This window comes from Demequina litorisediminis (assembly GCF_030161615.1).
Taxonomy (GTDB): Bacteria; Actinomycetota; Actinomycetes; order Actinomycetales; family Demequinaceae; genus Demequina; species Demequina litorisediminis.
In genome coordinates this window covers 12103-24061 of record NZ_BSUN01000003.1, presented here as the reverse complement: position 1 = coordinate 24061, position 11959 = coordinate 12103, and the positions used below count along the sequence as shown (strand labels likewise).

Annotated in this window: 16 protein-coding genes; 7 read left to right on the top strand and 9 right to left on the bottom strand. The window is 66.8% G+C overall.

Annotated features, from left to right (window positions below; all coding sequences use genetic code 11):
* The first annotated feature begins 229 nt into the window (after positions 1-229).
* Genes QQK48_RS18230 through QQK48_RS18200 form a run of 7 tightly spaced genes read left to right on the top strand, consistent with a single transcriptional unit; the run spans position 230 to position 6443 of the window.
* Complete coding sequence (locus QQK48_RS18230; RefSeq protein WP_284329488.1) at positions 230-598, top strand: hypothetical protein; 369 nt, start codon at positions 230-232, stop codon at positions 596-598.
* On the top strand, positions 591-722 hold the full coding sequence (locus tag QQK48_RS18225) for a hypothetical protein (protein WP_284329489.1): 132 nt from the start codon (positions 591-593) through the stop codon (positions 720-722). Before QQK48_RS18230 ends, QQK48_RS18225 begins: the two co-directional genes overlap by 8 nt.
* A 38-nt stretch (positions 723-760) precedes the next feature.
* The gene (locus QQK48_RS18220; RefSeq protein WP_284329583.1) at positions 761-1804 is read left to right on the top strand and encodes a hypothetical protein; all 1044 of its coding nucleotides are present in this window, start codon (positions 761-763) and stop codon (positions 1802-1804) included.
* Between the two features lie 53 nt (positions 1805-1857).
* Positions 1858-3261, top strand: coding sequence for a DUF6923 family protein (locus QQK48_RS18215; protein ID WP_284329491.1), 1404 nt, complete (start codon positions 1858-1860; stop codon positions 3259-3261).
* Entirely contained in the window at positions 3258-5081 is a 1824-nt protein-coding gene (locus tag QQK48_RS18210) for a DUF5979 domain-containing protein (protein WP_284329582.1), read from the top strand. The genes QQK48_RS18215 and QQK48_RS18210 overlap by 4 nt, the downstream gene beginning before the upstream one ends.
* Positions 5078-5824 carry a DUF5979 domain-containing protein gene (locus tag QQK48_RS18205; protein ID WP_284329581.1) on the top strand — a complete coding sequence of 249 codons (747 nt, stop codon included), beginning with the start codon at positions 5078-5080 and terminating at the stop codon, positions 5822-5824. The genes QQK48_RS18210 and QQK48_RS18205 overlap by 4 nt, the downstream gene beginning before the upstream one ends.
* Positions 5790-6443, top strand: coding sequence for a DUF5979 domain-containing protein (locus QQK48_RS18200; protein WP_284329580.1), 654 nt, complete (start codon positions 5790-5792; stop codon positions 6441-6443). Before QQK48_RS18205 ends, QQK48_RS18200 begins: the two co-directional genes overlap by 35 nt.
* A 37-nt stretch (positions 6444-6480) precedes the next feature.
* On the opposite strand, the gene QQK48_RS18195 is transcribed toward QQK48_RS18200, so the two are convergent.
* The 9 genes from QQK48_RS18195 to QQK48_RS18155 all read right to left on the bottom strand — a co-directional run bounded on the left by QQK48_RS18195 (position 6481) and on the right by QQK48_RS18155 (position 11920).
* Entirely contained in the window at positions 6481-6621 is a 141-nt protein-coding gene (locus QQK48_RS18195; RefSeq protein WP_284329497.1) for a hypothetical protein, read from the bottom strand.
* A 993-nt stretch (positions 6622-7614) separates the two neighbouring features.
* Positions 7615-7872: a hypothetical protein gene (locus tag QQK48_RS18190; protein WP_284329579.1), complete on the bottom strand. Its 258-nt coding sequence runs from the start codon at positions 7870-7872 to the stop codon at positions 7615-7617.
* Between the two features lie 27 nt (positions 7873-7899).
* Positions 7900-8436: a hypothetical protein gene (locus QQK48_RS18185; RefSeq protein WP_284329499.1), complete on the bottom strand. Its 537-nt coding sequence runs from the start codon at positions 8434-8436 to the stop codon at positions 7900-7902.
* Positions 8437-8505: 69 nt separating this feature from the next.
* Complete coding sequence (locus QQK48_RS18180; protein ID WP_348523824.1) at positions 8506-8694, bottom strand: glutaredoxin family protein; 189 nt, start codon at positions 8692-8694, stop codon at positions 8506-8508.
* Between the two features lie 676 nt (positions 8695-9370).
* Positions 9371-9712, bottom strand: a complete 342-nt coding sequence (locus QQK48_RS18175) for a hypothetical protein (RefSeq protein ID WP_284329500.1) — start codon at positions 9710-9712, stop codon at positions 9371-9373.
* Positions 9712-10050 carry a hypothetical protein gene (locus QQK48_RS18170; protein WP_284329501.1) on the bottom strand — a complete coding sequence of 113 codons (339 nt, stop codon included), beginning with the start codon at positions 10048-10050 and terminating at the stop codon, positions 9712-9714. The genes QQK48_RS18175 and QQK48_RS18170 overlap by 1 nt, the downstream gene beginning before the upstream one ends.
* Before the next feature lie 19 nt (positions 10051-10069).
* On the bottom strand, positions 10070-10339 hold the full coding sequence (locus tag QQK48_RS18165) for a hypothetical protein (protein ID WP_284329502.1): 270 nt from the start codon (positions 10337-10339) through the stop codon (positions 10070-10072).
* 104 nt (positions 10340-10443) lie between these two features.
* Positions 10444-10791 carry a hypothetical protein gene (locus QQK48_RS18160; RefSeq protein WP_284329503.1) on the bottom strand — a complete coding sequence of 116 codons (348 nt, stop codon included), beginning with the start codon at positions 10789-10791 and terminating at the stop codon, positions 10444-10446.
* Between the two features lie 712 nt (positions 10792-11503).
* Positions 11504-11920 carry a hypothetical protein gene (locus QQK48_RS18155; protein WP_284329504.1) on the bottom strand — a complete coding sequence of 139 codons (417 nt, stop codon included), beginning with the start codon at positions 11918-11920 and terminating at the stop codon, positions 11504-11506.
* Between the last annotated feature and the right edge of the window lie 39 nt (positions 11921-11959).

Sequence of the window (11959 nt, the reverse complement as noted above, 5' to 3'; positions counted from 1 at the left end):
ACTTGTGGAAAAACCGCACCGTGGTGCAAGAGGTGTGTTCAGTTCTGCCTTCGGCTTTGGCGGTTTGGCTGGGTTTTCCACGGGAGTGTGGACGGCTCACTCAAAGGAGGGGTATGGTCGGGCCTGTGAGAGAGGTAGGACTTAGGGCAATGGGAGGTAACTGACTCACAGACGAACGGTTGAACCAATGCCTCGCTCTACCAAGCCAGGTCCAGCAGCACGCGCAGAAGTGCGACGTAGGCTGGCCAAACTCAACGCCGATCGCGCAGAGCGCGACGCGCGAATCCAAGCCTCCGTCGAGGCCGCACTTGACGTCGAGGCTCCTGTAATCAGCGCACGTGAAGCGTTGGCAGGTGCGCAGGCCGCGTTGGCGGCCGCGGAGGAGTCCGCGCGGACGCGCCTCGCGGACGTCGTCATGCAGCTGCGCGACGACCATCTGTCTGCAGGCGAGATCGCGATGCTTCTTAATCGCTCCGTGCGAGACGTCCAGGGGATGATTCGCGCAGCGCGCTCGGCGCCCATCGCGGCGCCCGCAGTGGAGCACTCCGTCGACGAGCCCGCCCCGGCTTACGAGGGGAGCGTGGTCTCGGATGCCTGACGAGACGTTGTTCGCGCTCGATTCGATGCTCGAGAACGTGGTCGCGGCGTCGATCGCTGCGTGGAGCGATCAAGAGCCCGACCCGGTGTTCATCACCCCCGTCATCAGCGTGGAAGCCCGATGAGCGAGCACCGTTTGAACCTCGCACCCTTCATAGCGACGTTGCCCGATGCCATTGGACAGCGACCCGTCGAAGGACAGATGGCCGTGATCGTGGCTAACGATGACGGGCCCCGCGGGGTGACACTAGTCCGTCCCGGCGCGACCAGCGAGGAGATCGCGAAAGCAACTCGGCGCATCACGAGGACACCAGAGCAGTTCGCGGTCATCGTCGGGTACGGCCGCTCTGCAGCGGCGACAGCGCGCGAGACCGCGGCGGCTCTCGGCGGCAAGTCCCTTCACGGGTATGTCGATGCGGGCGACACCTGGCAAGCCTGGGACGCCCCGAGTGAGTCATACCGTCCCGAACGGCTGCCCGATGTGGCGACCCAGGCGGCCTTCATCACCGGTGCGCAGCGACCGCCGGGGGCTGTGGCCGAACTGAGACTCGCACCCGAGCCTGGCTATGCGGTGCTGACTACCAAGGATGCTCGCGCTCTCGACAGCACCGCACCCTCATTTCGCGTGGAAGTCGCACGACGCACGTTCGATGCGGCGGTTGCCGAGTATCCCAAGGTCACACCAGCACGTCTGTCGACCCTTGGGCATCTGGCAACGTCTGACGTTGCCGCGCGCGTTGCCATCGTGGCACGCGCGTGCCACTCGGACACTGCGGAGGCCGTCGTCGTCGAGGCACTGCGACTAGCCCCGGTCGAATACCGACCGGCATTCGCAGAGATCGCGGTAACCGCGACCTGCGCGAACGGCAAGTCAGGCTCCCGTCGTGCGCGGCCTCATCAGCCACGTGCGGGACAACTCCACTCTTGGGGTTCTCGGTCGCTCGGGCGTGGAACGTGGCGTTCCGCGCGACGTGATCGCCGAAACCGTGAGAGGCGTCGAGCGAGCGCTCGACGGGCGCTTGCCGCAAATGGACGCGATGTGGAAGGCGGCTCAGGCCGCCGCGCCCGTCGCGCAGCCGTCGGTGGGCGTAGCCCCTCCGACCCCGGCGCCGGGCGCGCCACGCGTCGACCTCGCGCCGTAACTGCCCCACGCTGCACCTCACCCACCGGGCGCTGGTGCAAGACACCCCGTGTCGACGTCGCGTGACGTCGACAAGGGGTCAGCATTCACAAACTTTCGTCCCAGGCGGGGGATTCACCATGCAGCACTCCGCACCTATCACCCGTCGCCATCGCTCGCGTCTTCATCGCGCGGCCGCGCTCGCTCTCGCCGCGGTCATCACCGCGGCAGGCCTTACCTCGGCCGCGACCACCCCGAGCCGCGCAGCCGATCAGGTGCCGTGGGCGTGCACGGGTGAGGGCTGGATTCTGCAGAACGGCCCGACCGAGGCTTACGCGCTCGACCTAGCCTCGGGAGTAGCCTCACGAGTCGCGACCAGCGACGAGCCATCAAACCTCAACGCGGTCGGCTACAACGAGGCTGACGGGCTGCTGTGGGGTGCGTTGCGCGAAGCGTCCCCCGTGATCGCGTCGATGGGCAGCAACGGTGTCACCAAGAGGTACGGAACTCCGATTGGCATCGGCTCGAAGTACGACGGCCCCGCATGGGTCATCGGTGACGTCGACGACGCGCAACAGTTGTGGATGCTGGGACTCGTGGACGAGGCCTACGTCGTGATGGTCGTCGACGTCGACCGCACGAGCCCAACCTTCATGCACTCCCTGGCGGACGTGTACGACGTTCCGGTTCCCGCCGGCACCTTCAACATTTCGGATTGGGCCTACGAGCCCTACACGGGCCTGGTGTGGGCTCTGGTCCGCATGGCGGACGGCACGACAACTGCAATGTCGCTCGACCCCTCGAACATCGAGCAGGGCCTCGTGGCTCGTCACGAGAACCTCGCCATGACCTACGGCACCTACGGCGCGATGTACGCCGACGGTGAAGGCAACGTCTACGGCGGTCAGAACGCGACGGGCGAGATCTGGCGGGTGAACGTCATCACTGGCGCGACCACGCTCGTGGCCACCGGCCCCACGTCTTCACAGAACGATGGCGCCCGCTGCACCGTGCCTCTCACCACTGACTTCGGTGATGCTCCCGACTCCTACGGGACAACCGTTGCCGCCGATGGTGCGCGCCACTCGATCACCGGCTACGACCCCGAGTCGTTCACTGCTGACTACACACTCGGTGACCTGGTCGACGCTGACGGCGACGACGCACTTCCCGGCATCAAGGCGGACGGCGACGACATCCACGGCGCTGCGGACGAGGACGCCCTCACCATTCCACTCGAGTATCCCGTCGACGGTTCACCGCTGACGATCGACTTCCCAGTTCAGGTGCGCGGCGATGAGCCCGCGACCGTGGCTGCGTGGTTCGACACCAACTCGAGCGGATCGTTCATCAACGACAGTGACCGCGTCACCACGACGATCAGCCACAGCGGAACGGTGTCGCTGACCCTGCCCGCCTACACTCCGCCGGCGGGGAGGACCCCACAGACACCTACCTACGTCTGCGGATCTTCGCGGGCGACATTGACGATCCTCAGCCCACAGGCGCGGTGCTGGGAGGCGAGGTCGAGGACTACCTCGTGACGCCTTCGCATGACACGGCTTCCCTTGAGGCTGCGATGCGGATCGTCGACGACGTCGAGTCAGCGGCGCCGGGCGAGACGGTGACAGTAGAGACGACTCTGACGAACACCGGGAAGGATTCGCTGTGGCACCGCTCGGCTGTCGTCGACGTCTCGGGCGCGCTCGACGACGCCACCATGGGAATGGTGGCGGCTTCACGCGGAACCGCGGACTATGACGAGAGCGCACAGCAGATCGTGTGGCGCGGCACGCTGGCGGCGGGGGAGTCAGCGACGATCCGCCACGAGCTTGTCGTCGGCGCGAACTACGTGGGCGACCAGGATGTGACAAGCCGCGTTGCGGGTGCCGACGTCGTGAACTGCAGCGGCGAGATTGCCTCGTGCGGTGCGGCGTTCGCGGTGTCGTTTGGTTCCCTCGAGGTCGCTCACTCGTCGACGGGAGACGCGGCCGGTGCGTCATGGCTACCCGCCATGGTTGAGACAGAGGTCATGTGTGTCTCGCCCGATGCGTCGCACTCGGTGAGGCGGCCTGTGACGCTTGCCGTGGATGGAGATTGGTCGATCGCGGCTGGGCTGCCCCTGGGGTACACGTGCACCGTGGTGCCTGATGCGGGCATCGCAGGCACGTCGACGGTAACGCCGTCGACGGCAATCGTCGGGGTTGTGCCTGAGGTCGCGGTGGTGACGGACTTCGATTCTGCGGGCGTCGACGTCCGCGTTGACGTGGATGGCAATGCGGCGTCGACGGGTCGTGTACCTGCTGAGGTAGTCGTCGACGTCGTGTGCCGGCACACCGATGCCGGAGTGCTCGTCGACCAGGCGGTGACGGTGGTTCCGGGTGGGACCGGCTACGCATTCGCCGGGCTCCCGCCTGGGACTTCCTGTGAGGGAACGGTCGGGGATTACGGCCAGGACTCCACCGATCTATCCGCGGCGTCAGTCTCGCTGGACACTTCGGCGCCGGTGCAGTTGGTCGCGGTCCTGACGTATGCGCAGGGCTCGCTGACTGTCCAAAGCAGCGTTCAGGGTGAGGGTGCCGGTGAGACATGGGTGCCTGACTCGATCAAGGCGCAAGTGGTCTGCACGCACCCTGTGGATGGGGTCGTGGTCGACCAGATCCTCACGGTGCCGGCCGATGGCGCGCGCGCCGTCGATGGGATTCGCGTGGGGTCGGTGTGTGACGTCACGGGGCAAGCAGATCAGGCCGACGAGATCTCGCTCGTGGACGCGCAGACAATCACTGCCGGCGGAGCCACCGTCGAGCTGGTGTCCGTGTACTCGGCCAACGCGCTGCGAGTGACGACGGCAGTCGTCGGCTCCGGCGCCGGCGAGGCGTGGGTGCCCGACGCCTTCACCACGTCGGTGGTGTGTTCACGCGATGGGCTTGGCGAGGTGTACTCACGAGACTTCGTCCAGGCGGCGGGTTCGACGTTCACGATCGCCGGGCTCCCGTTGGGAGCACGCTGCGCTGTCCACCAGGACGACGCCGGGGCCGATGCGCTCACCTACGGACCCAGCGAATCGGTTGAGGTTCGCGGCACGTCATCCGTGACTGTTCGGAACACGTTCAAGGCCGGAACTCTCGACGTCGCCGCTGCCGTCCGCGGCACCGCCGCGGCTGAGGCATGGGTGCCATCGCAGTTCGTCCTCGAGGCCACTTGCTCCCATCCCGACTACGGGACTTTCATCGATGGCACAGTGTCCGTGGGATCCGGCGCTGCGGCCGGGCCGCCGGCGGTCTGCCCATGGGGACTGAGTGTGAAGTCTCTGCAGTCGCCGAACCTTTGGCCGCCGCGGTGTCCCTCGACGCTCAGTCCGTGACGATCACGCGCGAGGCACCCTCGATCGTGACCGCGGCCTACACGTTCAACAAGAACACCTTGCGGGTCACACAGGGCACGTTGGGTAGTGGCGCCCGGACCGCCTGGGCGCCATCGACGTTCCCCACCACAGTGAAGTGCTCGACGGACTCGGGCCTGGTGGGAGTCAAGACGTTCACCGCGGCCGCGGGGACGTCGCATGCGGTGACGGGTCTTCCCACGGGCGCGAGCTGCGAGATCTCGCAGCCTGACAGCGGTGCGGATGCGCTGACGTTCACTCCGGCATCGCTGCTCGAGGTGCGTGGCGACACCGGAGTGAATGTCTCGGCACGCTTCGACGCTGGCAAGGTGCGGTTGAGCGCCGCGGTGGAGGGGCCGGCGGCCGGGGCGGCGTGGGTGCCCTCCACATTCCCCGTCGACGTCATCTGCCGTTCGGATCGGTTTGGCGAGGTCCTCGACGAGACATTGACGCCAAGCGTTGCCACGGCCGCACTGTCGTCTGGGCTTCCCGTGGACACAAGCTGCGCGCTCCAGACGGGTGACTACCGTCAGGCGCGCACGGCGACGACGGCGGACGTCGTCGAGATCTCGAACACCTCCGTGGTGGACGTCGAGATCTCGAACACGTATGAGGCCGGAGAGCCTGCTGCTCGACACGACGTCTGTGGGGAACGCTCGGCTTGCCTCGTGGGCGCCGACAACCGTCGACGTGGCCGCGCAGTGCACCGCTCCGTGGGGCGATGACGTCGGCACGCTCGAGGAGACGGCGGCCGTCGACGGCGCTACTGCCGCCCTCGAAGGATTGCCCGTGGGCTCCACATGCGGCGTAGACGTGCACGGTGACGATCTGGCTCAGGTGTCCGCGTCACGGTCGACAATTGTCGTCAGCGAGCCGGCTGCAGCCGAGGTCGCGGTGGTGACGAGCGTCAAGGGCGCGGACCTCAGAATTCGTCGCGCCGTCACCGGTGACGTTACGCAAGCATGGGAACGCGAGGCCGTGACCGCGACGTGCACGGCGGCGGGCCGTGAAATCTTTGCAACCGGTTTTGACCAGGACAAGCCGATGCGGTTCCTCTTGGCGGTCGACGAGGAAGTGTCTGCGCAGGTGCTCCCGATCGGAAGTGAATGCCTCGTGACCGACGCCTCGGGGATCACGGTCCTGGCGACGATCGGCGAGCGTGGCGGCGATGCCGACTTCGCTTCATTCATCCCGTTCGCGGACGACGAGCCGCGGGAACCCACGACACAGCGCGGGCTCGCCGCGACGGGTCCGGCTGGATGGGTTGTCAGCCTTGCGGTTGCCGGAGCGATTGCGGTCGCTGGAACGCTGCTCGCATCACGTCGACGCAACGGCAGGCTCTGAATACATCTCCAGCACCGTGTTCGTACTCCGCCAAGCCTTACGCCCCGAGGACGCGATTCCACTCCGTGCGGGCTTGGTCTGCCCTGTCCTTGTCCAGCAGCGCGAGGATTTGCAACAGCGCATCGATGCGGCCACGGGCCCACGAACGTGTGTGGAACGCGTCGCTACCGGGCTCCACCTCGGATGCGGATTCGGGCTCGGCGTCTCGGTAGACCGCGAACGTCTTAGTAAGAAGGCTCCGCCAAGTAGGCAGCGAGCTCGGGATTGCTTATTGGTGCACTCATGCCCAGAGCATAGAGATAGGTATGGGCGGAGCGCTCGACATCACGAGGCTCTAGTTGGACATACCGGGCACTCTTCGCGCCGTGGTCGACAGGTGTGGACGGACTCCACTATGAATAGGGCCATGTACGCGCTTCACGGCGCCGATAAGGCGACGGCATGAGATTCCGCCCCAAGGGTAGTCGGAGAGAACCCCCTCCCCGTACGAGGGCCGGGCGCACCATCTCGCGCTGCTCCATGCCGAGACAGACCGGCAACGCGCGAACATCGTTTCCTCGGCGAGTGCCGCTCTCACTCGAGCAAGCATCTTGATTGCGGCGGCTGGCCTAACAATTAGCCAGACGAACCTGGATGCGATGCACCCTGGATGGGCGATGATCTCAATGACGCTCTCAGCCAACGCCGTGGGGTTCGGCATCGCAGCGCTGTGGCAGGGGAACCGATACGAACACACTGTCGCGGCGATGCGGCACGACATCTGGGACGCTTCGCCGGTTGAGGCCTCAGACATTGTGCTCGACCGCAAGGCTTGAATTCATGACGGCGGAGGAGTCACGCAACAACCTGCGGGCCAACTTCCTCAAGGCTCGGCTTTGTCCTGTGGGGCACGTCTCTGGTCGCCCTTATTCTTGCCCAGACGATTTAGGTCAGACCGCACGAGGAGCAAACATGGCAGACGATAAGAAGCCGCCACAGTCGAAGCAACCACCGCCGGTACCCAAGTCATCCCGACCCCCGCGCCTTCTCCGGGAGGCTCAGCAGGCAGCCTCAGCCGCCCAAGCCGCCCAAGCCGCCGAAGTCTCGGTGATCCGCGCTCGGTCGGTGCGCCGATAATAGCCGTTATGTCGGGTTCTACCAGGGAGGATGCACGAACATCGCGCTTCCAGGGTCAGCCTAGCGGCTTCCCCGGTGGCGTGCTACGTGGACGATGAGTGAGGGGATGGTGTCCTCTGGCGGGGACACCCATCCTCGCGATCGCGCGCGCAGGCTTGTCGCGGTCGTGCACCACCCACGCGACGACGTCGCGGGTGGCGGTTTCGAGGATGGCCGTGCTGCCGTTGCGCGCCGCGGCGTAATACTCCAACTGGGGAGCCCCGGTCGCTCTTAAATCGGGGTCGCCCGCTTGTTGGTGGAGATCGTCGTTCATGGTCCGTTGATTATCCGTCGGATGCTCTTACCCGCGAAGCGGCCGACGCTCGGTGTCGATCTCCCCACTCATTTGCGGGGCGTCCGCTTGGCATTCCAGTGTCGTGTCACGGGGGTCGGGGTCTGTCGTCACGCAGTAGGTGGTGACGTTCGTGCCGGCGGTTTGGCGATATCGGTCTCCCCCACGCCAGTGTCCGACTTCAAGGAGGAGGTCCGGGTACTCCTCGAGCCGGAAGGTGGTGCTGCGGTTCTCGGTCTCAGTGGAGGCTACGGTGCCGGCGAGTTCCACGTAGGTGATCTGGTCGACTCCGTCCGAGAGGTACTGCCAGGCGCCTACCGTCCAGGCGCTCACGGTCAACGCCAGAAGCAGCAGCGCGGTCGTGGCGCCCCAAGAGCGCGACCGGCGAGACGTCTGTGGTGCGCGTCGACCTCCAGGTTGGGTAGGCGTGAAGTACCAGTACGCGAAGGCAAAGAGCCCGGTCAAGGGAACGGTGAGCCACAGGGCGTCTTCGGGTCCGACCGTGGCCTGGGAGGTGATGGTGACGAGTTCCGCGCTGTAGGTCATCGCTCCTGCTCTCCGCGGGTAGCGAGGGCCTTGATCTTGTCGGGGTTGTGGCCCGACCAGTGGTCGACCTCACCGGAGATCTCGACGACAACAACGGGCGCCTCGGCGTGGCCCAGGCTCGTTCTTGACGAATGATGCGGCCTTGGCGTCGTCGCGGACGTCCACCTCAGCGAACGGGAGGCTTGCCTCCTTGAGCGCTCGCTTGGTCATGTGGCACCGCAGGCACGTGGGTCCTGTCGAGTAGACGGTGATCTTCATGGTGGTGTCCTTTCTCGCGGTGGGGGGATGCGCTTTGTGGTGTTGAGCGCTGGTCAATCCCCGCATCCGGCGATAGGGGACCAGATGCGCCGCGGAGGGCGAAGTGCAACCCGTAGGGCCGTCGACGGAGGAAGGTTGCGAGCGGAGCGAAGCAACCTCGCCGGACGAGACGGCCGCACCGCAGGTGCGGTTGCGCGCAGCCCGGAGGGCGCAAGAATGGTCCCTCGCCGGATGCGAGGTCGACCAATTCAGGGCCGCGCTAGCGGCCAGCGTTTGTGCCGGCGGATGCCGGCACCAGGCCGCCCAGGCGGCCGCCGCCGTTGCTCTCCCCCACGGGTCCAGGTTGTGCCCGGTCGACGTGGGCCAGGCGTGAGCAGCGCAGGCTGCATGCACGTTCTGGCTGTGTCGTGCGGGGTGCAACCGGGCGGTTGGGTCCTGCTGTCCATCCTGGGTGCGCGCGAAGGCCCGGCCCCAGCCGGAGCGCGTGCACAGGTGGTCAGGGGGCACTCATGGTGCTACTCCCCCACCCTCGGGCCGGCTCCGTCCGGCCCTGCTCGCACTTGTGCGAGGCTCGTGACCGCCGGCGCTCGATGCGCCTGCGCGGTCACGACCCGCCCACACCCCGTGTGGGCTGTGGGCGTCTGGCTCGACGCCAGACACCCACACCCGCCCGTCGCTAGTAGCCTTCATCAACCTCGAGTTCTTGGATGCGCTGCGCGTTGGCTCTTGCAGCGCGCGCGGCCCATCCCCAAGCGAACACGACGGCCGCGGTGAACACGAGGCGGTTCGCGAGTCCGGGGACACCTGCGATCCAGTTCGAGGCGCACACCAGCGTCATGCCTGCGACGGCCAGCGCGAAGCCGACGCTTACGGCTCGGAGCGATTGGATGCGCTTTGCTCTGTCGCGGAGCACGTCGTCGACGTGTGAGCGCGGGTTCTTGGCGAGGATGACGACGCCGGCGACGACGGTCGCCCATCCGACCATGAGCACGGCGTTGGCGAGGAAAGAGTCAAACATCAGGCGTGTGCGGCGAGGTACTCATCGATGGCGTCGCGCACGATGTCGCTCTTCTTTCGGCCGGGGCCGACGAGGCGGGCAAGTGCGCGGTCTTGTGCGTCGGTGACGGCGACGTTGACGCGGGGGCTGCGCTGGCCGGGCTTGTTGGTGGCGCGGTCCAGGCGCGGCCGTCCGGCCGATCGCTCGATGGCTTCGACGTCGACGCCGGCGGATTCGAGCAGAGCTCGGCCGTGAGCGGCGGCATCGGCGCCGGTGAGTGTGCCGCGGGACTGACCCCACTTGGTGGGGTCAGCGGCGAACGCGTCGAGGGCGGCGTCGCGGTCGGTGGTGTCGCTCATGGCGGGGTTCCTTCCTCTTCTACTTCTGCGTGTACCCGACGGCTCGGGCGGTGACTGCCCGAAGCGGCATGACGTGGAACACCAGGACGGTGCGTGGCGGGGTGGTCGTGACCAGTACCTCGAGTGTTCCGAACCTGCTGGGGCCGATGTAGAGCGTGGGGGCTCCCTGGCCGGGGATGCGCGGTTCTCCGAACTCGGTCTCGACGTGATCGGCGTGGAGCATGGCCCACTGCGCTTCCTCGCGGGGGATGCCGTGCTTGTCGGCGCTAGCGGTCCACTCGATTCCCATATGAATATTGTCTCACACAATATGGATTGTGTCCACCAATATTAGCCTGCGTTTCGGGAAAAGGAAAGGCCCCGCTGGCTGGTGCCAGCGAGGCCCGGTGCGGGTCAGCGGGGGCAAGACTCGCACTTCATGGGCGCCCCGATCTCCTCGTGCCAGTCGCGGCGGTCGACCGTCAGGACGGGGCGCCAGTGGTTGAGGGGCGTGGGCCATTCGTTGGCGCGGGGGTCGTGCTTGACGGCGGTCCGGCCGTAGTGGCCAAGGTGCTCGAAGCACACGATGCGACCGCTGTGTTCGCACCAGAACAGCGGCGTCTCGCTGGTGGTGGTGAGGCCGAGTCCGGCGACGCATTCGGGCTGGTGGGGGTCGGCGACGTGCTCGCCGCAGTGGCGGCATTCGTTGTTCTCGTCGTAGAGGTTGACGGGGCTCGCGGCGGCAAAGGTGTGGTTGGGCATGGTGGTGTCCTTTCTCGCGGTGGGGGGATGCGCTTTGTGGTGTTGAGCGCTGGTCAATCCCCGCATCCGGCGATAGGGGACCAGATGCGCCGCGGAGGGCGAAGTGCAACCCGTAGGGCCGTCGACGGAGGAAGGTTGCGAGCGGAGCGAAGCAACCTCGCCGGACGAGACGGCCGCACCGCAGGTGCGGTTGCGCGCAGCCCGGAGGGCGCAAGAATGGTCCCTCGCCGGATGCGAGGTCGACCAATTCAGGGCCGCGCTAGCGGCCAGCGTTTGTGCCGGCGGATGCCGGCACCAGGCCGCCTCGGCGGCCGCCGCCGTTGCTCTCCCCCACGGGTCCAGGTTGTGCCCGGTCGACGTGGGCCAGGCGTGAGCAGCGCAGGCTGCATGCACGTTCTGGCTGTGTCGTGCGGGGTGCAACCGGGCGGTTGGGTCCTGCTGTCCATCCTGGGTGCGCGCGAAGGCCCGGCCCCAGCCGGAGCGCGTGCACAGGTGGTCAGGGGCACTCATGGTGCTACTCCCCCACCCTCGGGCCGGCTCCGTCCGGCCCTGCTCGCACTTGTGCGAGGCTCGTGACCGCCGGCGCTCGATGCGCCTGCGCGGTCACGACCCGCCCACACCCCGTGTGGGCTGTGGGCGTCTGGCTCGACGCCAGACACCCACACCCGCCCGACCGGCGGCCCGGCCACTGGTGGGTGGCCGGGCGCTTGGGTTACAGGCTGTCGATGTGGTCGAGGTCGCGTGTCGCGAGGCTGTAGCGCTGGGTGTAGGTGTGTGCTCGCATTCGCAGGGCTTCGATCATCCATGCGAGGTGGTCGGCGCTGAGGTGGCTTGCGTGGGCCAGGGGGTCGAGTTTTTCGCTTTCTCCGAGGTCGAGGGCGCGGGCCACGGCGCATGCCGAGGTGGCGATGACGTGGTGAGGGCACTCGATTTCGTCGACGATCATTCCGTAGGCGTCGCGGTCGCTCTCGCCTGTGTCGATGAGGTAGACGCGGTGGGCGTCGGGGCACATGCTCAGGGCGTGGGCGATGAGAGCACCTGCCGCCGTGGCGAGTTCGTGGCGCTTGGCGTCGCCTACGGCGGTGGCGGCCTCGTAGAGTGCTTCGGTTCGTTCTTGGGTGGTGAGCATTTGGGGTTCCTTTCGGGGCGGCGGGCCACTGTGTGGCCC